At 71.4% G+C, this 21,289-nt stretch carries 17 protein-coding genes, 1 tRNA gene, 1 pseudogene and 1 riboswitch; of the genes and pseudogenes, 5 read left to right on the forward strand and 14 right to left on the reverse strand.

Annotated elements, in window-relative coordinates; translation table 11 throughout:
- The first annotated feature begins 195 nt into the window (after positions 1 to 195).
- Entirely contained in the window at positions 196 to 1,035 is an 840-nt protein-coding gene (locus ABZ385_RS17780; protein WP_358586608.1) for a hypothetical protein, read from the forward strand.
- A gap of 22 nt (positions 1,036 to 1,057) precedes the next feature.
- Here ABZ385_RS17780 and ABZ385_RS17785 read toward each other — a convergent pair whose 3' ends face one another.
- Positions 1,058 to 1,369, reverse strand: a complete 312-nt coding sequence (locus ABZ385_RS17785; protein WP_358586610.1) for a hypothetical protein — start codon at positions 1,367 to 1,369, stop codon at positions 1,058 to 1,060.
- Between the two features lie 102 nt (positions 1,370 to 1,471).
- On the opposite strand from ABZ385_RS17785, the gene ABZ385_RS17790 reads away from it, so the two are divergent.
- Entirely contained in the window at positions 1,472 to 1,702 is a 231-nt protein-coding gene (locus tag ABZ385_RS17790) for a DUF4287 domain-containing protein (RefSeq protein WP_358586611.1), read from the forward strand.
- 97 nt (positions 1,703 to 1,799) lie between these two features.
- Here ABZ385_RS17790 and ABZ385_RS17795 read toward each other — a convergent pair whose 3' ends face one another.
- From ABZ385_RS17795 to ABZ385_RS17805, 3 genes are all read right to left on the reverse strand, one after another.
- Complete coding sequence (locus ABZ385_RS17795) at positions 1,800 to 2,690, reverse strand: Bax inhibitor-1/YccA family protein (protein ID WP_358586613.1); 891 nt, start codon at positions 2,688 to 2,690, stop codon at positions 1,800 to 1,802.
- Positions 2,691 to 2,875: 185 nt separating this feature from the next.
- Positions 2,876 to 4,006 (reverse strand): hypothetical protein, encoded by a 1,131-nt coding sequence (locus tag ABZ385_RS17800; protein WP_358912082.1) that lies wholly within the window; start codon positions 4,004 to 4,006, stop codon positions 2,876 to 2,878.
- 514 nt (positions 4,007 to 4,520) lie between these two features.
- Positions 4,521 to 4,603: transfer RNA gene (locus tag ABZ385_RS17805), tRNA-Leu, on the reverse strand.
- Positions 4,604 to 5,009: 406 nt separating this feature from the next.
- Between ABZ385_RS17805 and ABZ385_RS17810 the strand changes: the two genes are divergently transcribed.
- Entirely contained in the window at positions 5,010 to 5,780 is a 771-nt protein-coding gene (locus tag ABZ385_RS17810) for an ABC transporter ATP-binding protein (RefSeq protein WP_358586614.1), read from the forward strand.
- 92 nt (positions 5,781 to 5,872) lie between these two features.
- The gene (locus ABZ385_RS17815; protein WP_358912084.1) at positions 5,873 to 8,398 is read left to right on the forward strand and encodes an ABC transporter permease; all 2,526 of its coding nucleotides are present in this window, start codon (positions 5,873 to 5,875) and stop codon (positions 8,396 to 8,398) included.
- Between the two features lie 76 nt (positions 8,399 to 8,474).
- Here ABZ385_RS17815 and ABZ385_RS17820 read toward each other — a convergent pair whose 3' ends face one another.
- Both ABZ385_RS17820 and ABZ385_RS17825 read right to left on the reverse strand, forming a co-directional pair.
- Positions 8,475 to 9,773, reverse strand: a complete 1,299-nt coding sequence (locus ABZ385_RS17820; protein ID WP_358696925.1) for a cyclopropane-fatty-acyl-phospholipid synthase family protein — start codon at positions 9,771 to 9,773, stop codon at positions 8,475 to 8,477.
- A gap of 167 nt (positions 9,774 to 9,940) precedes the next feature.
- Entirely contained in the window at positions 9,941 to 11,344 is a 1,404-nt protein-coding gene (locus ABZ385_RS17825; protein WP_358586620.1) for an NAD(P)/FAD-dependent oxidoreductase, read from the reverse strand.
- A 541-nt stretch (positions 11,345 to 11,885) separates the two neighbouring features.
- Between ABZ385_RS17825 and ABZ385_RS17830 the strand changes: the two are divergent.
- Positions 11,886 to 12,308: pseudogene (locus ABZ385_RS17830) on the forward strand (hypothetical protein); the annotation flags it as partial.
- On the opposite strand, the gene ABZ385_RS17835 reads toward ABZ385_RS17830, so the two are convergent.
- The 8 genes from ABZ385_RS17835 to ABZ385_RS17870 form a co-directional block, all read right to left on the reverse strand.
- The gene (locus tag ABZ385_RS17835; protein WP_358586622.1) at positions 12,308 to 13,282 is read right to left on the reverse strand and encodes a Ppx/GppA phosphatase family protein; all 975 of its coding nucleotides are present in this window, start codon (positions 13,280 to 13,282) and stop codon (positions 12,308 to 12,310) included. The pseudogene ABZ385_RS17830 and the gene ABZ385_RS17835 overlap by 1 nt on opposite strands.
- Positions 13,279 to 13,812 (reverse strand): DUF501 domain-containing protein, encoded by a 534-nt coding sequence (locus tag ABZ385_RS17840; RefSeq protein WP_358586623.1) that lies wholly within the window; start codon positions 13,810 to 13,812, stop codon positions 13,279 to 13,281. The genes ABZ385_RS17835 and ABZ385_RS17840 overlap by 4 nt, the downstream gene beginning before the upstream one ends.
- A 41-nt stretch (positions 13,813 to 13,853) precedes the next feature.
- Positions 13,854 to 14,330: a septum formation initiator family protein gene (locus tag ABZ385_RS17845; protein WP_358586625.1), complete on the reverse strand. Its 477-nt coding sequence runs from the start codon at positions 14,328 to 14,330 to the stop codon at positions 13,854 to 13,856.
- Between the two features lie 129 nt (positions 14,331 to 14,459).
- Positions 14,460 to 15,746 (reverse strand): phosphopyruvate hydratase, encoded by a 1,287-nt coding sequence (eno, locus tag ABZ385_RS17850; RefSeq protein WP_358586627.1) that lies wholly within the window; start codon positions 15,744 to 15,746, stop codon positions 14,460 to 14,462.
- A gap of 305 nt (positions 15,747 to 16,051) precedes the next feature.
- Positions 16,052 to 16,807: a transglycosylase family protein gene (locus ABZ385_RS17855; RefSeq protein ID WP_358912085.1), complete on the reverse strand. Its 756-nt coding sequence runs from the start codon at positions 16,805 to 16,807 to the stop codon at positions 16,052 to 16,054.
- 4 nt (positions 16,808 to 16,811) lie between these two features.
- Positions 16,812 to 17,000, reverse strand: a riboswitch (cyclic di-AMP (ydaO/yuaA leader).
- Between the two features lie 195 nt (positions 17,001 to 17,195).
- Positions 17,196 to 18,272, reverse strand: coding sequence for a transglycosylase family protein (locus ABZ385_RS17860; RefSeq protein ID WP_358590564.1), 1,077 nt, complete (start codon positions 18,270 to 18,272; stop codon positions 17,196 to 17,198).
- A gap of 118 nt (positions 18,273 to 18,390) precedes the next feature.
- Positions 18,391 to 19,722 (reverse strand): cytochrome P450, encoded by a 1,332-nt coding sequence (locus ABZ385_RS17865; protein WP_358590566.1) that lies wholly within the window; start codon positions 19,720 to 19,722, stop codon positions 18,391 to 18,393.
- A 589-nt stretch (positions 19,723 to 20,311) separates the two neighbouring features.
- Positions 20,312 to 21,286, reverse strand: coding sequence for a nucleoside triphosphate pyrophosphohydrolase (locus ABZ385_RS17870; protein WP_358912087.1), 975 nt, complete (start codon positions 21,284 to 21,286; stop codon positions 20,312 to 20,314).
- Between the last annotated feature and the right edge of the window lie 3 nt (positions 21,287 to 21,289).

Below are 21,289 nucleotides of genomic sequence, written 5' to 3' on the forward strand. Positions count from 1 at the left end.
CAATCTCCCCCAGGATGTGACCTATCTCCTGGGGGAGACACATATGCGCAGCTCACAGCGGTCCATAGGGGTACACAGGGTCCAAAGACCTGCCCGTTTCGTGACGTTATGCACTGACAGCTGGATCGTGCAGGCTTCAAGCTGATGTAGGAAGTCGGGGGTCGACTTGAAACCGGGAGTACGTCAGTGAGCGCCATGCCTCTTGCCTTGCTGCTCTCCACGGCCGCTGCCACGGCCGTGGGCGCAGCCGCCCTGCACGCGGTGCGCGGCCTGCGCAAGCAACTCGCCGAGATCACCGCCCTGCGCACCGAGCTGGCCGACAGCCGGGCCGCCGCGGGCCGCCCGCACCCCACGGTGCCGGCCGCCCGCACCGCCGTGGACGCCGACGAGATACGCGCGGCGGTGGCCGAGGCGCTCGCCGAGGAGCGGGAGCGGGAGCTGGCCGAGGCCCGTGCCTTCTGGGCCGCCCAGGAGGCCCGTGAGGGCTCGGACGCGCCCTCCCTGCTGCACGGCCTGCCCGGCATCCCGGACGGAATCGCCGACGAGCTGTTCCTGCCGCGCCAGGCCGACTTCGCGGGCCTGGAGGCGGACAGCCTGGAGCCGGTGACCGAGCCCTTCGCCGATCCGTTCGCCGACGATTTCGCGTCGGATTCCCCGGAGCTGGCCGCGGCCCGCCGCCGCCACCCCTCGCACCCGGACTTCGTGCCGGTGCAGACGCCCGCCTCCGAGATCTACGGCGACCACGAGCGCACGGTGGCCTGCCTCGAGGAGCTGGCCGGCGCGCGCACCGCGCTGGCCGACGTCCGCCCCGGCCCGCTGGGCACCCTGGACGTGTACGTCTTCACCGACGGCACGACCCTGTGCATGACGCCGGGCCACCGCGAGACCGCGGAGCTGCTCGCCGAGGCCCTGCGCGCCGGGCACGCCCCGGTGCTGCTCGGCGGCTCCGGGATCTCGGGCGCGTACGCCCTGACCTTCGAGTGCGGCACCGAGAACGTCTACATCCTCGCCGACCGCGTCATCGCCTCCGTCTGACCCGCCCGGGCGGGCCCGGCGGCTACACCGCGGCCCGCTTCTGCGCCTGGGCCACCAGTTCGAGGGCGCGCGCCAGCTCCTCGGGGTCCGTCAGCACAAGGGCCAGATCCCGCCCCGCGACGGTGATCTGGTCGGCGGCGGCGAACATCCCCGCGTCCGGCATCTCGCGCGGTGGCGCGTCCGGCTCCTCGATGGCTTGCGCGCGCGCCGCCAACTCCCTGGCCAGCGCCAGCGCTTCGGTCGCGGCGCCGCGCTGCAGGCGGCTCTGCGGCGCGGCCCGCAGGCGGTCGGCGAAATGGTCCACTGCGGCCGTCAAAGGCGTCGTATCGAGCACCCCGCGACCTTATGCGGCTTTCCGGCACTGTTGCCAACGCCCGGACGCTCAGGCACGGTGACGGGAAGGACGGACCACATCGCGACGCGTCCGGAGGCGCCGATGTCCCAAGTCTTCTCCGAGGAGACCCACCGCAACCTGCTCGCCCGAATCCCCCAGTGCACCGGTCGTGAAGTCGCCGACTGGCTGCGCGCCGTGGACGAAGGACCCTCCCTCTTCCGCTTCGAGGAGAAAGTCAGCTGGCTGCGCGCCGAGCACAACCTCGCGTACGGCCACGCGAAGGCGATCATCCACGAGTACGACCTGAGGCGGGCCGCCCGCAAGTTCCTCTGACCCCCTACCTCCCTCCCGACCCGCACGCGAAGGGCCCGCGGACCGGAATCGGTCCGCGGGCCCTTCGGCTGTCGGTTCAGCCGCTGAGCGGCTCGCGTCAGTCGTTCCCCTGCAGGATCGCGATCAGACGCAGGAACTCGAGGTAGATCCACACGAGCGTCATCGTCAGGCCGAACGCCGCGAGCCAGGCCTCTTCCTTCGGCGCGCCGTAGGCGATGCCGTCCTCGACCTGCTTGAAGTCCAGGGCGAGGAAGCAGGCGCCGAGCAGAATGCCGACGATGCCGAAGACGATGCCGAGGCCGCCGCTGCGGAAGCCGAGGCCGTCACCGCCGCCGAAGACCATGAACAGGAGGTTCACGGCCGTCAGCAGCAGGAAGCCCATCGCCGCGGCCATCACGAAGCCGTAGAAGCGACGGTTGACGCGGATCCAGCCCGCCTTGTACGCCACCAGGACGCCGACGAAGACCGCCATCGTGCCCAGCACGGCCTGCATGGCCGCGCCGTCCGCGATGCGGTTGTCGACGACGCTGGAGACGACGCCGAGGAAGACGCCCTCCAGCGCGGCATACGTCATGATCAGCGCGGGCGAGGCCTTGCGCTTGAAGGACTGCACCAGGCCGAGCACCATCGCCACCAGGCCGGCGCCGATCGCGATGCCGTACGACTTGCCGATGCTGGCGTCGTCGACCGGCAGCAGCGCCCAGGCGAGCGCCGCCGTGACCAGCAGCGTGCCGAGGGTGGTGGCGGTGCGCATGACGACGTCGTCCATCGTCATGCGGCCGGTGCTTACGGGCGCCTGGGGCGCGCCGTGCTGCACGTCCTGCTGGGCGTACGGATTGGTGGCGTAGGGGTTGCCCTGCGCGTACGGATTGCCCTGGGTCTGGGTCGCTGCTGCGGGTCCCCCGGCCTGCGGCTGCCCGCCGAAGCCGGCGTAGCCGCTGTCGCGGCTGAACCCCCGTCGCGAGAAGACCGGGTTGCTGCTCCTCATCTCACTCCTCCATGGCCACCGTGCGTGGCTTTGCCCTCAAGAGTAATGCGTAGGCAAAAGGATGGTCCTAGTGCTTGGGGAGGATCTTTCCCTCCCTGTGACCGAGAACGCGCGACACGACCCCTACTGTTCCCGGATCGGAACCCTTCCCCCACCCGGGTGGCACGCCCGCTCTCCCTCCGGAATCAGGCGCAGCCGGTCACCTCCGCCAGGAAGTCGGCGTTGGCCGCGACGTCCCACCCCAGAACGACAGAGTGGTGCGGCAGCTCGGCCAGGCGCTGGGCGACCGCGTGCCGGGCTTCCTCGGTACCCCCGCCGTCAACGCGCGCGAGGCCGAAGATGTCCGGGTAGCGGTCCTCCGTCCGCCCGCTCATGAAGTCGCCGTCGTCCACTGTCCGGCCGGTTTCCTGCACAGCGGGTGCCGCGCCGGGCTCGATCCGAGGAAAGACCAGAGCCGCGGCCTCTCCTTCGGTCGCCAGAGGCACGCCGAACCAGGTGAGGAATTGGTCAGGGAACACCTGGACCTTCATCTCCTTGCCGCCCTCCCGCAGCGGCTCGGCGCGGCCGGCGAGGAGTGCTTCCGTGACCCGCCTGTCCTGCGTCGGGTGCAGTGCCTCACCGGCTTCCAGGCGTTCACGGGCGATCTCGTCCCAGCCGAGTGCGTGGAGGAGGCCGAGGCCGAGCGCGGCGGCCGAAGGCCACGGCAGGACGTCCACACCTCCACCGTCGTTGGGCCGGACGAACACGCGGTCGTTGGCCAGCAGGCCGCCCCCGTGGCGAGCGGCGAGGGCCAAGGCGGTCGTGGTCTTGCCGGCCCCCTTGCCGCCGAAGGTCAAGACGGTACGGCCGTCCTTGACGACCGCGGACGCGTGCAGCACGGCCCAGCCGTCGCGCAGCAGGAGCCCGCGCATCACCTCCCGGGCCAGGCGCGCCGCCACCGTGGCCACCGGCTCGGTGCCACGACCGAGGATCAGCAGGCTTCCGACCTCCGGTTCGGACCGGTAGGCGAGCGCCTGCTCCGGGGACACGGCCCGGATCAGGCGCGCCGTGATGTCCTCGGTGAGGAGGGTCTGCGCCTTCGCGTAGACGACGCTGCGGTGCGGCGCCTGTGTCACCGCCAGCGCCTCGTCCGCGTACCGGCCCGGGTCCACCTCGGCGATGACCAACGGTCCCGCGCAGACGTCCTGTGGGGAGACCTTGCCGGCCTTCCACCACGGGCCGAAGTACCGGGCCGACCAGTCGGTGACGGCTTGCTCGGCGGAGACGACGGTCACGGCAGCGCCGGCGCTCTCCAGGCGTACGGCGTGGGAGTCCATGAACTGTTCCTCCTGGGCTGAAGCGGTTGTGAGGGGATACGCACGGCCTGGTAGGCGGCGCGGAGCTTGGCGCGGGCGGCCTCCAACTGCCCTGCTTCGGCACTGTCCAGCGGAGGCACTGACGGTAGGGGCAAGCCACGGATGAAGCGCACCGGGATGCCGAGCCACACATCTCTGTGCGGGACGGACAGCTCACACGTGCCGTCTTGGAGGCCGAGGGCCAGGCGCAGTGCGGATACGACTGCACCGGCGGGGCCGCAACGGGTCCGGCCGATCCCGGCGCTGATCCGGCCGGGCCGGACGATCAACTCGTCGCGAACCCAGCGAAGGGGGACGGCGGCGGGGTGCCCGTAGACGGTGGTCGTGGACGCGCAGACGACGGCGCTGTCCCCGTGCTCTCCGATGACGTGACCGGAGACCGCGGCAGTGGGGACATCCAGCAGCGAGCCCAGCCGGCCACTCCCTGAGCGCCGCACGGGCGGTCCAGGAAGCCGGTCGGGGCTGAGGGTGGAGGTGCCCGGAGCCGGACTCGAACCGGCACGCCCCCGAGGGGCAGCGAGGTTTAAGCTCGCCGTGTCTGCATTCCACCATCCGGGCAGGCCAAGGGCCCCGCAACAAGGATTCGACCCTATCGGGAGGCGTCCCCCGTACAGCGGAAGGTCGGCACGATGTTGTCTTATTTTATTGACGTCTGAGGGAGCATCAGCCCCCGGTACGGTCCATTGGTACATGCCGGAGGCCTTTCCACGGCTCCGGGCGGTCTCATGGCCCTCTGCGCGGAATGACGGAATTTAGCCTCCCGGCAGTTCCCGGCCCGCCTCCCGGATCCGGTCCGGCGTCCGGCTCCTCTCAGGGGCGGCCCTCATCCTGAGGTATGACTTCGCCTCCCGGGGTCCGACCGGAGAGGGCCCCAGGAACCGGAACAGCGGCTGACTCCAGGACGGCGTGCGGCCGGGACGATGGAGTACGTCCCCACTCGTCGTACCGACAGGAGCACCGTCCCGTGACCACCACCCCCTTCGCCGCCCGTGCCACCACCGTGGCCGCGCGTGCCACGGATCTCTCCAAGGTGTACGGACAGGGTGAGACCCAGGTGGTCGCCCTGGACCGCGTCTCCGTCGACTTCGGGCGGGGCGAGTTCACCGCGATCATGGGCCCCTCCGGCTCCGGCAAGTCGACGCTGATGCACTGCGTCGCGGGCCTGGACAGCTTCAGCTCGGGGTCGGTCCGCCTCGGCGAGACGGAGCTGTCCACGCTCAAGGACAAGCAGCTCACCAAGCTCCGCCGGGACAAGATCGGCTTCATCTTCCAGGCGTTCAACCTGCTGCCCACCCTGACGGCCCTGGAGAACATCACGCTCCCCATGGACATCGCGGGCCGCAAGCCCGACAAGCAGTGGCTGGAGCAGGTCATCGACATGGTCGGGCTCTCCGGCCGGCTCAGCCACCGGCCGACGGAGCTGTCCGGCGGCCAGCAGCAGCGCGTGGCCGTGGCCCGCGCGCTCGCCTCTCAGCCGGAGATCATCTTCGGTGACGAGCCGACCGGAAACCTCGACTCGCGCTCGGGCGCGGAGGTCCTCGGCTTCCTGCGCAACTCGGTGCGCGACCTCGGCCAGACCGTCGTGATGGTCACGCACGACCCGGTGGCCGCCTCGTACGCGGACCGCGTGATCTTCCTCGCCGACGGGCGGATCGTGGACGAGATGCTCGAGCCCACCGCGGAGGGCGTGCTGGACCGGATGAAGCACTTCGACGCCAAGGGCCGCACCAGCTAGGCGCCCGCTCGCCTCGTTCTTCGCACTGCGGGCCGCATGCGGCTGGCCGCGCAGTTCCCCGCGCCCCCCACCCCTCACCTGGACTCACACCCATGTTCCGTACCGCCCTGCGCAATGTGCTCGCGCACAAGGCCCGGTTGCTGATGACCGTGCTCGCCGTCATGCTCGGCGTCGCCTTCGTCTCCGGCACCCTCGTCTTCACCGACACCTTCGGCTCCGCCTACAAGAACAAGTCGGCCAAGAGCTTCGACCACGTCTCCGTCGCCATCACCTCCGAGAGCGGCTACCCCGGCGGCGAGGAGGGCCGGGGCGCCAAGCAGAAGCCCGAGCTGACCGACGCCCTCCTGAAGAAGGCCGGCACTCTGCCCGGCGCCGACTCGGCGATCGGCACCGTCTCCGGTTTCACCGCCCTCGCCGACAAGGACGGCAAGCTGGTCGGCGGCGAGTGGGGCACCACCGGCTCCAACTACTACCCGGGCAAGGGCGGCAAGGACCCGCGCTACGACTTCACCGAGGGCGCCGCCCCGAAGTCCGCGGGCCAGCTCGCCCTCGACTCCCGCACCGCGAGCCGCACCGGCTACCGGGTGGGCGACACCGTCCGCTACTCGACCGACGGCCCGGTGCGCACCGCGAAGGTCAGCGGCGTCTTCGACACCGACGACGGCAACGTCGTCGCGGGCGGCAGCCTGGTCGTCTTCGACAACCGGACCGCCCTGAAGGCGCTGAACAAGAACCAGTACGACGAGATCGACGTCAAGGCCGCCGCCGGCACCTCCGAGAGCGCGCTGCAGAGCGCGGTGGAGAAGATCACCCCCAAGGACTCGTCGACGAGGACGGGCGGCGAACTCAAGTCCCAGCAGGACGAGATGATCGAGACGCAGACCAAGTCGATGAGCCAGGTCCTGCTCATCTTCGCGGGCATCGCGCTCTTCGTCGGCATCTTCATCATCGCCAACACCTTCACCATGCTGGTCGCCCAGCGCACCAAGGAGCTGGCCCTGATGCGGGCCGTCGGCGCCTCGCGCCGCCAGGTGACGCGCTCCGTGCTGATCGAGGCCTTCCTGGTCGGTCTCGTCGCCGCCGTGACCGGCTTCGCGCTCGGCATCGGCGTGGCCGTGGGCCTGGAGTCCCTGATGAACTCCGCCGGCGCCTCGCTGCCCGACGGACCGCTCGTCATCGGCCCGACCACGATCCTCGCGGCCCTGCTGATCGGCGTGGTCGTGACGATGCTGGCCGCCTGGCTGCCGGGCCGCCGCGCCGCCCGCATCCCCCCGGTCGCCGCGATGAACAGCGTCCACGCCACCCCGACCGTGCGCGGCCTGGTGGTCCGCAACACCATCGGCGCGCTCGTCGTCGCCCTCGGCGCGGTGATGCTGTTCGTGAAGGACAACTACGTGAAGTCGGGCGGCGCGGGCGTCATGCTCGTCGGCGTCATCGTCCTCACGCCGCTGCTGTCCCGCCCGTTCATCGCCGCCTCGGCGCCGCTCCTGAAGCCGTTCGGCGTCCCCGGCAAGCTCGCGCGCCTCAACTCCGTGCGCAATCCGCGCCGTACGGCGTCCACGGCCGCGGCCCTGATGATCGGCCTGACCCTCATCACGGCGATGACCGTGGTCGCCACCTCCATGGGCAGCGCCATCAACAAGATGGCCGCCGGCTCCATGAAGGCCGACTACAGCGTCTCCATGGCGAACTTCCGGCCGCTGACCCCCGAGGTCCGCGAGAAGCTCGACAAGATCCCGGAGGTCGAGGCGACGACCCCGCTGCGCGAGGCGTACGGCGAGGCCGACGAGAGCTACACCTCCGTCTACGGCGTCGACCCCAAGACCTTCGCGGGCCTGGTCGGCCTGGACGTCACCGGCGGTTCGATGGACGGCCTGAAGTCCGGTGAAGCGCTCATCGACGACGAACTGGCCAAGGACCGGGGCCTGAAGGCGGGCGACACCTTCCCGCTGAAGTTCGACGACGACGGCAAGACCGTGAAGATCAAGGTCGCCGGGGTGTACGAGCACAACGAGATGCTCAGCGGCGTCTTCGCCCCCACCTCCGTGGTCGACCCGCACCTGACCAAGGTCGTCGACAAGCAGGTGCTCGTGAAGATGAAGGGCGGCGCCTCCGACAAGGCCGAGGACGCCATCGTCAAGGCCCTCGGCGAGAACCCCGCGATCACCGTCCAGGACAAGGCCGCGATCAGCAACGCCGTGGCGGGCGCCATCAACATGTTGCTGAACATGCTCTACGGCCTGCTGGCCATGGCCGTCCTCATCGCGGTGCTCGGCGTCATCAACACCCTCGCGATGTCGGTCTTCGAGCGCAAGCACGAGATCGGCATGCTGCGGGCGATCGGCCTCGACCGCGCGAAGGTCAAGCAGATGGTGCGCCTGGAGGCGGTCATCATCTCCCTGTTCGGCGCGGTGCTCGGCATCGGGCTCGGCCTGTTCATGGGCTGGGTCGCGGGCGGCACCATCTCCCGCAGCGTCTCCACGTACACCATGGAGATCCCGCTCGGCCGGATCGTGGTCTTCCTCGGGATCGCGGCCCTGGTCGGTGTCCTCGCGGCGATGTGGCCGGCCCGCAGCGCGGCGAAGCTGAACCCGCTGATGGCCATCAAGGCCGAATGAGCCGGTAGCGGTACGGGAGAAGGGGCCCCGGACGGCATCAGGATCGCCGTCCGGGGCCCCTTCGCGTACCGGGCGGCTACGCGCGCCACTCCCGGGTCCGCAGCGGCAGCCCCGAGGCGCCGCCCTCGGGGGTCCTCACCGCGAGGACCTGGTTGACGCCGATGCGGTTGTGCTCGAAGGCGAGCGCGGAGGCGGCCATGTAGAGCCGCCAGACGCGGGCGCGGCCGGGCGAGGTGAGGCGCTGGGCCCGCGACCAGTGCGCCTCCAGGTTGGCGACCCAGCGGCGCAGGGTCAGCGCGTAGTGCTCGCGGATGGCCTCCACGTCACGCACCTCGAACCCGGCCCGCTCCAGGAGCGCGACGGTCTGCCCGACCGGCGCCAGCTCCCCGTCCGGGAAGACGTAGGCGTCGATGAACTCGTCCACGGAGTACGCCGATTCGTCGCCCTGCGGGCGGCGCGCGATCTGGTGGTTGAGCAGCCGTCCGCCGGGTGCCAACAAGGCGTGCAGGGTGCGGGCGTACTCCAGGTAGCGCGCGGAGCCGACGTGTTCGGCCATGCCGATGGAGGAGATCGCGTCGTACGGGCCGTCGCGCACGTCCCGGTAGTCCTGGACGCGGATCTCGATCCGGTCGGTCAGGCCCTCCTCGGCGATGCGCTTCCTGGCGTAGGCGGCCTGCTCCTGGGAGAGGGTGACGCCGACGACGTCCACGCCGTGCTCGCGGGCGGCGTGGATCGCCAGGGAGCCCCAGCCGCAGCCGACGTCGAGCAGGCGCGTGCCGGGCGCGAGGGCGAGCTTTTGGCAGACCAGCTCCAGCTTGTCGCGCTGGGCCTCCTCCAGGGTGGCTCCGGGCGAGGCCCAGTAGGCGCAGGAGTAGACCATCGAGGGGCCGAGCACCAGCTCGTAGAAGTCGTTGCCCACGTCGTAGTGGTGGCTGATGGCCCGCCGGTCGCTGCCCTTGGTGTGCAGGTGGAGGCGGCCGTGCCGGCGCATCTCCTCCGGCGGCGGGGCGGGCGGCAGGAAGGGCGCGCTCAGGGCGATCAGCGAGCGGACGGCGGCCCGGAACCGGGGTTCGCGCAGCGCCTGGCGCAGGTTCGGCGCGTCATCGTCCCGCTCCCACACGAAGGCGGCCAACCGGTCCAGCGCCTCGTAGAGGTCCCCGTCGACGTCCAGGTCACCGGCCACCCAGGCGCGGGCCAGGCCCAGTTCCCCGGGCTTCCACAGGAGGTGGCGCAGGGCGCGCCGGTCGCGTACGACGAGGGTGGGGGCGCCCGGCGGCCCGGCCTCCGAGCCGTCCCAGGCCCTGACGCGCACCGGCAGCTCGGCTCCCATGAGCTGCTCGGCGAGTCTCTTCAGCCGCAGTGCGGCGTTTCGCATGGCGCACACCTCCGTGAGGAAGACCGCTGGACGGTCCGACACCACGTAAACACCACGGGCGCCCCGCGCAGTCCCACCGGACGCCGAAAGGGGCCGCCCGCACCACGGATGGCGGACGGCCCCCTTCGGGGTGGATCAGTGACGCGTGGTCACCCGGTGACGCGAGGTCAGGAGGCCTTGGCCTTCTCCTCGGCCTTGACCGCCGGGGCGGGCTCGGCCGCGACCTGCGGCTTCGGGGCCGGCTTGGCGGCCTCGTAGAACTCCTCGCGAGGCGCTTCCAGAGCACCGAGGGAGACGACCTCGCGCTTGAGGAACATGGCGAGCGTCCAGTCCGCGAAGACGCGGATCTTGCGGTTGAACGTCGGCATGGCCAGGCCGTGGTAGCCGCGGTGCATGTACCAGGCGAGACGGCCCTTGAGCTTGATCTTCATCTTGCCCATGACGATCATCGCGACGCCCTTGTGCAGGCCGAGACCGGCGACCGCACCCTTGTTGGCGTGGCTGTACTCCTTCTGCGGGAAGCCCCGCATGCCGGAGATCACGTTGTCGCCGAGGACCTTCGCCTGGCGCAGCGCGTGCTGGGCGTTCGGCGGGCACCAGGCGTTCTCGTTGCCGGCCTTGCGGGCGGCCATGTCCGGCACCTGGGCGTTGTCGCCCGCGGCCCAGATGTAGTCCGTGCCCTGCACCTGGAGCGTCGTCTGGGTGTCCACGTGGCCGCGGGGGCCGAGGGGCAGGCCGAAGCGGGCCAGCGCCGGGTTCGGCTTGACGCCGGCGGTCCACACGATGGTGTTGGAGTCGACCTCGAGGCCGTTGTTCAGGACCACGTGGCCGTCCACGCAGGAGTCCATGCCGGTCTTGAGGTAGACCTCGACGCCGCGGCCTTCCAGGTGCTCCTTGCCGTACTGGCCGAGCTTGGGACCGACCTCGGGGAGGATCTTGTCCGCGACGTCGACGAGCACGAAGCGCATGTCCTCGCGCTTGACGCTCTTGTAGTACTTGGCCGCGTCGCGGGCCATGTCCTCGACCTCGCCGATGGTCTCCGCACCCGCGAAGCCACCGCCCACGAAGACGAAGGTCAGCGCCTTGCGGCGGACGTCCTCGTCGGTCGTGGAGTCGGCCTTGTCGAGCTGCTCGAGGACGTGGTTGCGCAGGCCGATGGCCTCCTCGATGCCCTTCATGCCGATGCCCTGCTCGGCGAGGCCGGGGATCGGGAAGGTGCGGGAGACCGCGCCCATCGCGATGACGAGGTAGTCGAAGGGCAGCTCGTACGCCTCGCCCACGAGGGGGGCGATCGTGGCGACCTTGCGGTCCTGGTCGATGGTGGTGACCCGACCGGTGAGAACCTCGGCCTTGGGCAGCACGCGTCGCAGCGGGACGACGACGTGCCGCGGCGAGATGCTGCCGGCGGCGGCTTCGGGGAGGAAGGGCTGGTAGGTCATGTACGACCGGGGGTCGACGACCGTGACGGTCGCCTCTCCGTAGCGCATCTTCTTGAGGATGCGCCGAGCTGCGTACAGGCCTACGTACCCACCGCCTACTACGAGGATCCTGGGACGCTCCGTGGTGCTCATGCCATCGAGTATCCACCTGCCGGGCGGGGGTCGCTCGTGCGCCCCTTCACAAGCATGGGGAGGGGCTCTGCTACACTTCGCCGCCCACGTGACCGAGGTCATGCCGGATCAGGGGAACCACAGTGCCACGCGAGTCGTTGTCCACCCCTTGTGAGCTGCCGCTCTGAGTCGGCAGCGGCGGTGGACCACCGCCCCGCCCACCCCACGGGCCCCGTACCGAAAGCGCCGCGCCGCCTCCCGCCGGAACCCCTGAATGACCTTTTCGGGGCCCTGATGCCCCCGAACCTCGCCCGCCAGGGCCGAAATCCTTGTGAAGAACTTCACGAACTTTCCCGACGGACTGTCACGGCGAGGACCCCGCACCACTCTTCAGCGCCGCCGAGCCCCCGGCATGGCGCCATAAATCGATATCCATGGCGCCACCCGTGTGCCATGATGGCACCACTGCGGCGTGCCTCGCTGTCCTCCCAGGTCAGAGGCGTGCCTTTCGCGAAGTGAGCCGGCGAACGCGTCGGCGAACGAGTCGGCAAAGGGGTCGGGCATGGAGAGAACAGGGAGCCGCGGGCAGGCCGCCTCCGGTGCTGTCACCGCCTTCGCCCGCTTCGTGCTCTGCGGCGGCGGGGTGGGGCTCGCGGCCGGCTTCGCCGTGGCGGGCCTCGCGTCCTGGCTCCCCTGGGCGCTGGCCAACGCGGTGGTCACCGCGGCCGCCACACCGCTGGCCACCGAGCTGCACGCCCGGTTCACCTTCGGCGCGGGCCGCCGGGCGACCTGGCGCCAGCACGCGCAGTCGGCCGGCTCCGCGGCGGCCGCGTACGCGCTCACGTGCGCGGCGATGCTCGCCCTTCGGGAGCTGGTCGCCGCGCCCGGGGCGCTGCTCGAACAGGGCGTCTACCTCGGGGCCTCCGCCCTCGCCGGTGTCGCGCGGTTCGCCGTGCTGCGCCTGGTGGTCTTCGCCCGCGCGCGTCAGCCCCGCAGGCGCTCCGCCTCGACCTCCGCCGCCACCTTGTGGGCGATCCCGTCGAGGATGTCGTGCTCGCTCACGACGACCTCGCGGGCGCCGGTCCGGTCCATGATCGTCAGCAGGACGAGGGCGCCCGCCGCGATGACGTCGACGCGGCCCGGGTGCATCACCGGGATCGCGGCGCGCTCGGCGTGCGTGGCGCCCATCAGGCGCTCCGCGATGGCGGCCACCTGCTCGTAGGAGATCCGGGAGTGGTGGATCGCCCGCGAGTCGTAGGTGTCCAGGCCCAGCGCGATCGCGGCGACGGTGGTCACCGAGCCCGCGAGGCCGACCAGCGTGCGGGCCCGCTTGAGCGGGACCGCCTGCTCGGCGAGGTCCAGGGCGGCCTCGACGTCCGCCCTGACCGCGGCGAACCGCTCCGGCGAGGGCGGGTCGGCGACCGCGCCGTCGCGCACGAGATGACGCTCGGTCATGCGGACACAGCCGACGTCCACCGAGCGGGCCGCCTCGACCGAGTCCGTGCCGACGACGAACTCGGTGGAGCCGCCGCCGATGTCCACGACCAGGTAGGGCCCGGCCAGGTCGTCGCGGCCGGCCAGCTCCCGGGTGGCGCCGGTGAAGGAGAACTCCGCCTCCTGCGCGCCGGTGATGACCTCCGGCTCGACGCCGAGGATGTCCAGGACGCCCCGGACGAACTCCTCGCGGTTGTCCGCGTCGCGGGAGGCGGAGGTGGCGACGAAGCGGACCCGCTCCACGCCGCCGTGCGCCTCGATCGCCTCGGCGTACTCGCGGCAGGCCGCGAAGGTGCGCTCAAGGGCCTCGGGGGCCAGCCGCCCGGTGCGGTCCACGTCCTGGCCGAGGCGCACGATCGTCATGCGCCGGTCCAGGTCGCGCAGTTCGCCGGTGACCGGGTCGGCGTCCGCCACCAGGAGGCGGATGGAGTTCGTGCCGCAGTCGACGGCGGCGACGCGGGTCACGCCTCGTCCTCGGGCGCGCAGGGCGTGACGCAGGGGCCCTTGGCCCACCACTCGGGCAGCATCGCGATGGCCTCGTCGCCCAGCGGGTTCACGCCGGGCCCCGCCGCCAGGGAGTGGCCGACCAGGACGTGCAGGCACTTCACGCGGTCCGGCATGCCGCCCGCGCTCGGGAAGCCCTCCAGGACCTCGATGGCGTCCCGGCGGGCGAGGTAGTCCTCGTGGGCCGCGCGGTAGGCGGCGGCCAGCTCCGGGTCGCTCTGGAGCCGCTCCGACATCTCCTTCATCACGCCGTTGGCCTCAAGGGTGCCGATCGCGGACGCGGCCCGCGGGCACGTGAGGTAGTACGTGGTCGGGAACGGCGTCCCGTCCGGCAGGCGCGGCGCCGTCTCGACGACGTCGGGCTGACCGCAGGGGCAGCGGTGGGCGATGGCCCGCAGGCCGCGGGGCGGGCGGCCGAGCTGCTGCTTGAACGCCTCTACGTCGGCGTCGGTGGGCTCGGTGCGGTCGGTGGAGGGCGGGGGCGTGTGCATGCCTGTCTTTCGATCGGTTCTCTACGGGGGCCGTGCTGGGGTCAGTCGGGGCGGTCGGCCTTGTCGACGCCGTCCCAGACGTTCGAGTACCAGGGGCGCGAGGCCGCCCCCTGGTCCGCGCGCCGGCTCTTGGCCGCCGCCGGGTCGATCACCGTGAACCCGGTCTCGCCCGGTCGCACGTAGTGCAGGCGGTCCCGGATGCGCTGCTCGGCGTACGCGTCGTCCTGCCAGCGGGCCTTCTCGTCGCGCAGCTTCTCGACGTCCTCGCGCTGCTCGGCCTTCTGCCGGCGCAGGTCGTCGATCTCGGCGCGCTGCGAGACGTACTGCCGCATCGGGTAGGCGAGCGCCACGACCAGGGAGCAGAGCACCAGCGCGAGCAGGGCCGCGCGGCCGGTGAGCCGGGAGCGCCGGGCCTGGCGCTTGGTCTGGGACCGGTAGACGCGCTCGGCGGTCTGCTCGCCGAGCAGCCGCAGGCGGGTAGCGGTGGAGAACCGGTCCTTGGTCCCGGCCTTGGCCATGTTCCGCCTCCCCAGAGCAGCGCGGCGCGCAAACGTACGTACGTCCCCGCACACGGTACGGGACCGGGTGCGGGGACGTAGGTAACCACGGGCTCACGCGGCTGGGCGCGCGGGAGGCCCGGCTGCGTGCTACTGAGCGGCGCGGAACCGCGGGAACGCGCTGCGGCCGGCGTAGACCGCGGCGTCGTCGAGGATCTCCTCGATGCGCAGGAGCTGGTTGTACTTGGCGACGCGCTCGGAGCGGGCCGGGGCACCGGTCTTGATCTGACCGCAGTTGGTGGCGACGGCCAGGTCGGCGATGGTGACGTCCTCGGTCTCGCCGGAGCGGTGGGACATCATGCACTTGAAGCCGTTGCGCTGGGCCATCTCGACGGCGTCCAGGGTCTCGGTCAGCGAGCCGATCTGGTTGACCTTGACGAGCAGGGCGTTGGCCGAGTTCTCCTCGATGCCGCGGGCCAGGCGCTCGGGGTTGGTGACGAACAGGTCGTCGCCGACGAGCTGCACCTTGTCGCCGAGCTTCTCGGTGATGGCGTTCCAGCCGGCCCAGTCGTCCTCGAACAGCGGGTCCTCGATGGAGACGAGCGGGTACGAGGCGACGAGCTCCTCGTAGTACTCGGTCATCTCGGCGGCCGAGCGGGACTTGCCCTCGAACTCGTAGGAGCCGTCCTTGTAGAACTCGGAGGCGGCGACGTCGAGCGCGAGCGCGATCTGCTCGCCGGGGACGTAGCCGGCCTCCTTGATGGCCTCCAGGATGAGGTCGAGGGCGGCGCGGTTGGAGTCGAGGTTCGGGGCGAAGCCGCCCTCGTCGCCGAGGCCGGTGGCCAGGCCCTTGCTCTTCAGGACCTTCTTCAGCGTGTGGTAGACCTCGGTGCCCCAGCGCAGCGCCTCGGAGAACGACTCGGCGCCGATCGGCGCGATCATGAACTCCTGGATGTCGACGTTGGAGTCGGCGTGCGACCCGCCGTTGAGGATGTTCATCATCGGCACGGGCAGCAGGTGCGCGTTCGGGCCGCCGAGGTAGCGGAACAGCGGCAGGTCGCTGGCCTCGGAGGCGGCGTGCGCGACGGCGAGCGAGACGCCGAGGATGGCGTTGGCGCCGAGGGAGCCCTTGTTGTCGGTGGCGTCCAGGTCGAACATGGCCTGGTCGATCAGCCGCTGCTCGGTGGCGTCGTAGCCCACCAGCTCCGGGCCGATCTGCTCGATGACGGCGAGGACGGCCTTCTCCACGCCCTTGCCGTGGTAACGGTTGGGGTCACCGTCACGGAGTTCGATGGCCTCGAAAGCACCGGTGGAGGCACCGGACGGGACGGCGGCACGACCGGTGCTGCCGTCGTCGAGGCCGACCTCGACCTCGACCGTGGGGTTGCCTCGGGAGTCCAGGATTTCCCGGGCTACGACGACGTCGATGGACGGCACGAGCATCTCCTTCTGGGATGTGACGCGTTTACGAGAGCCGCTTCGGCCCTGCGTCTCCTGAGCCTAACCGGCCCGGAGCCTTCGGCCAGCCGACCGCCCGTCCCCTGGGACGGACAGTCGCACAAACAGCCGGGAAACGGGGCGTAAGCCCACGTTTTCTACTCGCTGGTAGCGAACAGGCGGGGCGGGTGTGCCGCGGACATGCCCCCGCCCCGGTGCGTACGGGGGTACGCGCACCGGGGCGGGGAGCCCGTGGGGACGGGGCGGGCGGCCGTGCGTCCGCGGCGGGCACGGCCGCGGGCGGGTCAGCTGAGGTGGAGCTGCTGGCCCGGGAAGATGAAGTCGGCGTTGTCGATGATGTCGCCGTTCAGCTTGTAGATCTTCTGCCAGCCGCCCTTGACGCCGTGCGCCGCGGCGATCTTGGACAGCGTGTCGCCGGTCTTGACCTTGTACTCGCCGTCGCCCTTCTCGACCCGCTGGCCGGTCGGGGTCTCGACGGTCTTGCGCGACTCGGTCTGCGGCGCGGGCTGCGGCTTCGGGGCCTGCTGCGCCCGCTGCTGAGGGGCGGCCTGCTGCTGCGTCTGCTGCGGCTGCGGCTTGGTCTGCTGCTGCGGGGCCTGCTGCTGGGGGGCCTGCTGCTGCGGGGCCTGCTGCTGCGGGGCCTGCTGCGCGCCGCCGCCGTTGTACGCGGCGCCCGAGAGGCCGACGCCGCAGCTCGGCCAGGCACCCTTGCCCTGGCCGGCGAGGACCTTCTCGCCGATCTCGATCTGCTGGGCCTTGGAGGCCTTGTCGGCGGTGGGCGCGTACTTCGTACCGCCGTACGCGGCCCAGGTGGAGGGCGAGAACTGCAGACCGCCCTGGTAGCCGTTGCCGGTGTTGATCGACCAGTTGCCGCCGGACTCGCACTGGGCGACGGCGTCCCACTCCTGGCCGGTGGCGGCGCTGGCCGAACCGGCGGCCATCAGCGGGGCGGCCACGGCGGCACCGGTGACACCGGCGAGCGTGACGACACGGGTGGCCTTGGACGGACGGCGGTGCTTGCCCTTGCTGGAAAACAGCATGAGTTCATCCCCTCACCGACGCCTGCGAGGTGAGCTGTCGGGTTCGGGCCAGTGAAGTTGCCCGGTCGCACCGACTTCGATGCGACTTCACCCCAAGCCGGTCCCGTTCGCGGCGCTCCCTCGCGGAAGCCCCAACGTCCGGACCCGGCACTTACCTTGGGTCCCCCGCTCCTGCCCACGGCGCTCGAAGCGACGACTGTTCCCGTCCGGCCGTTGGCAGGATTCGGCGTACCGACCGGCGGGGCCCACGAGTGGCGGGCGATGACGACCGTAGTCACGCGATCGCCACAATTTCAAAGACGATCAGGTCTTCTGAGACCCATCTCTCACTTGCGCCAATGCGGACATACAGTTGCGAAGCGCCCGGCGGACGCTTCGTCAACTACCGCTACTTTTCGCCCAAATCGAGGCTCTGACCGGGGAGAATGAGGTCCGGGTCGGCTCCGACGGTCTCCTTGTTCTCGGAGTACAGCTCGTGCCAGCCGCCCTTGACGTCCAGGTCGTCCGCGATGACCGAGAGGTTGTCCCCGGAGCGAACCTCGTACGTCCCGTCGGCGACCTTCTGGGTGCGTTCGCCGCCGCGCGAGGCGTGCCGGCCGGTGGGACCGCCGTCCCCGTTCCGCGCGTCGGCCGCGGAGGTCTCGTCCGCGTCGCCGGCGCGGTGGCGGCCGGTGGCGGAGCCCTCGGAGGCGTCGGCAGGGTCAGCCGTGTCGGAGGGATTTTTCGGGCCGCGGGAAGTGCCGTCCTCGGCGCCGGACTTGTCCGCCTCGGACGCCCCGCCCTTGCCGTCCGATGTGTCCGCGGCGTCCGCCCCGTCGTGATTCTTGTCTCGGGAGGCGCGGTCCGCTCCGGGCGTGTCGCCCGCGCGGTCGGAGGGCTTCCGCTTGTCTGACGTGCCGTCGGAGGCGTCGGCGGAACCGGCGGCCTTCCCGGCCGCGGACTCGGCCTCGCCGGCCTTCTCGCCGGTCTTCTCCCGGGCCTTGTCACGGGCCTTCTCGTCCGAACCCTTGCCGCCTGTGCCGCCGGCGCCCGACGCGTCCGAGGGCTCGGGGAGGATCGGGTCGCCCGGGTCCACGTCGGCCGCGGCGCCGCCGTCGGTGAGCCCGGCGATCGGCCCGCAGCTCGGCCAGGCCTTCGGGCCCTTGGCGTCCAGGATGTCCTCCGCCACGGCGATCTGCTGCGACTTGGAGGCCTCGTCGGCGCTCGGCGCGTAGTTCAGGCCGCCGTGCTGCTCCCACGTCTCCTGGGAGAGCTGGAGCCCTCCGTAGTAACCGTTCCCGGGGTCGGCGCTCCACTCGCCGCCGCTCTCGCACTCGGCGAGCTTGTCCCACGTCACCGTCTCGGCGGCGCTCGCGCTCGTGGCCCCGAGGAGCGGGATGGCGATGGCTGATCCGGTGACTCCGGCCGCGACGATGAGGGCCGGGGCCTGGCGGGGGCGTCGGTGACGACCATTGCCGGAGAGCATGCGGTTGCCTTTCGGGAGACTGTGACGACGACTCGGGCACCGAGGTGCCCGAGTCGACGTGAACGTAGCCGCACTCGAACACTTGTCACAAGTCGATGCAGCGGAGATCACGCGAAGATCACAGTCGTGACGTGCCGTCAGCCCCGGCTCGTCCGGCGGCCGTTTCCTGTGCGGGTGTGAACTCCACCGGCAAGGTGCGCAGTCCCCGCATGATCAGGCCGCCACGCCAGCGCAAATCGGCCGGGTCGCCCGCGAGTTGCAGATCGGGAAGACGCCGCAGCAGCGTCGCGAGGGCGGTCTGGCCCTCCAGGCGGGCGAGCGGCGCGCCCAGGCAGTAGTGGATGCCGTGCCCGTACCCCAGGTGCTGGTTGTCGCGCCGGGACAGGTCCAGCGTGTCGGGCCGCTCGAAGCGCGCGGGGTCGCGGTCGGCGGCCGCGAGGACGACCAGGACGGGGTCACCGGCGGCGATGTCCTGCCCGCCGACGGTCAGCGCCTCGGTCGCGAACCGCCAGGTGGCAAGCTCCACGGGGCCGTCGAAGCGCAGCAGTTCCTCCACGCCCGTCTCCAGCAGGGCGCTCTCGCCCCGCGCCAGGGCCGCCTGGAGCCGTGCCCGCTGCTCGGGGTGGGTCAGCAGGGCGTACACGCCGTTGCCGATGAGGTTCACGGTGGTCTCGAAGCCGGCGAAGAGCAGGATGAAGGCCATGGCGGCGGCCTCGTTCTCCGTGAGGTGCTCGCCGTGGTCGGAGGCGCGGATCAGGTCCGAGATGAGGTCGTCGCCGGGGTCGAGCCGCTTGCGGTGGATCAGCTCGGCCAGGTAGCCGCGCATCTTCTTCACCGACCGCGCCACCCCGCCCCGGGGGCCGCCGCCGTGGCGGATCATCATGCCCGCCCAGTCCCGGAAGTCGTCCTGGTCCTCGCGGGGGACGCCGAGGAGGTCGCAGATGGCGTAGATGGGGAGCGGGAATGCGAACTCGTGGATGAGGTCGGCGCCGCCCTTTTCGGCGAAGGCGTCGATGAGGTGGTCCGTCAGCTCCTGGACCCGGGGGGCGAACCCGGCGACGCGGCGCGGGGTGAACGCCTTCGACACGAGACGGCGCAGGCGGGTGTGGTCCGGCGGGTCGATGTTGAGCAGATGCGTCATCAGCTCCGCCTTGCGCTCGCCCGGGATGCCGGTCTTGCCCTTGGCGTGCGCGGGCTCGGCGTGGTGCGCCGGGTTCTTGCTGAGCCGCTGGTCGGCGAGCGCCTGCCGGGCGTCCGCGTAGCGGGTGACCAGCCAGGCCTCGACGCCGCTGGGCAGCGTGGTCCTGTGCACCGGGGAGTTCTCCCGCAGCCAGGCGTAGGCGGGGTAGGGGTCGGTGGCGAACTCCCAGCTGAAGAGTTCTGGCCCCTGGGCCTTGGGCGGTGTCTTTTGTGCTCCGGCGGCGGGGGGGCTGGGGTGGGGGTCTTGCATGCGGTGACCGTACCTGGCGAGTACTGGCCCCTGGGCCTTGGGCGGAACTCTTGGGTGCGGGGCCGCTGGGGCTGGTCGCGCCGTTCCCCGCGCCCCTGGGCGGGGCTGCGCCCGCCTTCCTCGCCTGCGGCGGGCCCTCTTCGTATGTGCGGGTGCGTCTTGGTTGCTCGCGCCGTTCCCCGCGCCCCCCGGCGGGCGGGCTTCACCGCCCCATTTCGCCTGCGGCGGGCCTTTCCGTGCGTGCGGGTGTGCTTTTGGTTGCTCGCGCCGTTCCCCGCGCCCCCAGGAGGCGCGGCTGCGCCCGCCTTCCTCGCCTGCGGCGGGCCCTCTTCGTATGTGCGGGTGCGTCTTGGTTGCTCGCGCCCCCCGGCGGGCGGGCTTCGCCGCCCCATTTCGCCTGCGGCGGGCCTTTCCGTGCGTGCGGGTGTGCTTTTGGTTGCTCGCGCCGTTCCCCGCGCCCCCAGGAGGCGCGGCTGCGCCCGCCTTTCCTCGCCTGCGGCGGGCCTTTCCGTAGGTGCGGGTTCGCTGTGGTTGCTCGCGCCGTTCCCCGCGCCCCCGGGGGGCGGGCTTCGCCCTGCCCCCTTGGGGGTTATGAGGTTGCGGTTTCTGCTGCTCTTACTGCGTCTCGGTAAGCTCGGGTCGTCTTGCGGAGGGCCTCCTCCGGGTCGATTCCTTGTGCTTCGGCGGTCAGGGCCAGGGTCAGGAGTTGGTGGCCCATGTCCTCGCCCGGGGGGAGCGGGACGTTCAGGCCCGCCGTTCGTACGCGTGAGGCCAGTTTCGCGGCCAGGGCCAGGGAGGGCTGGGCCAGGGGGATGCCCTCGGTGAGGGAGGTGCGCTGCTTCTCCTCGGCCTTGGTGCGCAGCCAGTGCGCCTTGACGTCCTCGGGGGTGTCCGCCGCGTCGTCGCCGAAGACGTGCGGGTGGCGGTGGATCAGCTTCTCCACGATGCCCGCCGCCACGTCGTCCACGGAGAACGGCTCCTGCGCGTCGTCCTCGGCGATACGGGCGTGGAAGACCACCTGGAGCAGTACGTCGCCGAGTTCCTCGCGCAGCTCCTCGCGGTCGCCGTCCTCGATCGCCTCGACCAGTTCGTACGCCTCCTCGATCGCGTACTTCGCCAGGCCCTCGTGCGTCTGCCGCGAGGACCACGGGCACTCGTCGCGGATCTGGTCCATGACCTGGACCAGGTCGAGCAGGCGCGCGCCGGGCAGGTCGTAGGAGGCGGGGAGCAGTTCCAGCTCGGGCATCGCGACGCGGCCGGAGCCGGCGAGGCGGGCCAGGCCGTCGGTGAGGGGCCGCTCGCCCTCGGCGGTGGCGACGACCAGGACCGTGCGGCCGCCCGCGCAGGCGGCCACCAGGTCCTCGGCGGTGGGCGAGGCCTGCGTCACGGCCACGCCCGCCTCCCGCAGGTACGGCAGCTGGGGGTGCCCGGCGTCGGCGCAGAGCACCTCGTCGGCCCCGTGCAGCGCCTGCCAGGCGGGCCACGACAGGAGGCCGGGGGCGACGCGGTGGCTGGTGGTCAGCAGGATGACTCGGCCGGCGGCCGCGGCGGTGGTGTCGTTCACCGG

Source organism: Streptomyces sp. NPDC005898 (assembly GCF_040629635.1).
Classification (GTDB): Bacteria; Actinomycetota; Actinomycetes; order Streptomycetales; family Streptomycetaceae; genus Streptomyces.

Coding starts and splice junctions, on each gene's coding strand:
- ABZ385_RS17780 (WP_358586608.1), top strand. CDS start 196: ATGCCTCTTGCCTTGCTGCTCTCCACGGCCGCTGCCACGGCCGTGGGC.
- ABZ385_RS17790 (WP_358586611.1), top strand. CDS start 1,472: ATGTCCCAAGTCTTCTCCGAGGAGACCCACCGCAACCTGCTCGCCCGA.
- ABZ385_RS17795 (WP_358586613.1), bottom strand. CDS start 2,690: ATGAGGAGCAGCAACCCGGTCTTCTCGCGACGGGGGTTCAGCCGCGAC.
- ABZ385_RS17800 (WP_358912082.1), bottom strand. CDS start 4,006: ATGGACTCCCACGCCGTACGCCTGGAGAGCGCCGGCGCTGCCGTGACC.
- ABZ385_RS17815 (WP_358912084.1), top strand. CDS start 5,873: ATGTTCCGTACCGCCCTGCGCAATGTGCTCGCGCACAAGGCCCGGTTG.
- ABZ385_RS17820 (WP_358696925.1), bottom strand. CDS start 9,773: ATGCGAAACGCCGCACTGCGGCTGAAGAGACTCGCCGAGCAGCTCATG.
- ABZ385_RS17825 (WP_358586620.1), bottom strand. CDS start 11,344: ATGAGCACCACGGAGCGTCCCAGGATCCTCGTAGTAGGCGGTGGGTAC.
- ABZ385_RS17840 (WP_358586623.1), bottom strand. CDS start 13,812: ATGCACACGCCCCCGCCCTCCACCGACCGCACCGAGCCCACCGACGCC.
- ABZ385_RS17845 (WP_358586625.1), bottom strand. CDS start 14,330: ATGGCCAAGGCCGGGACCAAGGACCGGTTCTCCACCGCTACCCGCCTG.
- ABZ385_RS17855 (WP_358912085.1), bottom strand. CDS start 16,807: ATGCTGTTTTCCAGCAAGGGCAAGCACCGCCGTCCGTCCAAGGCCACC.
- ABZ385_RS17860 (WP_358590564.1), bottom strand. CDS start 18,272: ATGCTCTCCGGCAATGGTCGTCACCGACGCCCCCGCCAGGCCCCGGCC.
- ABZ385_RS17865 (WP_358590566.1), bottom strand. CDS start 19,722: ATGCAAGACCCCCACCCCAGCCCCCCCGCCGCCGGAGCACAAAAGACA.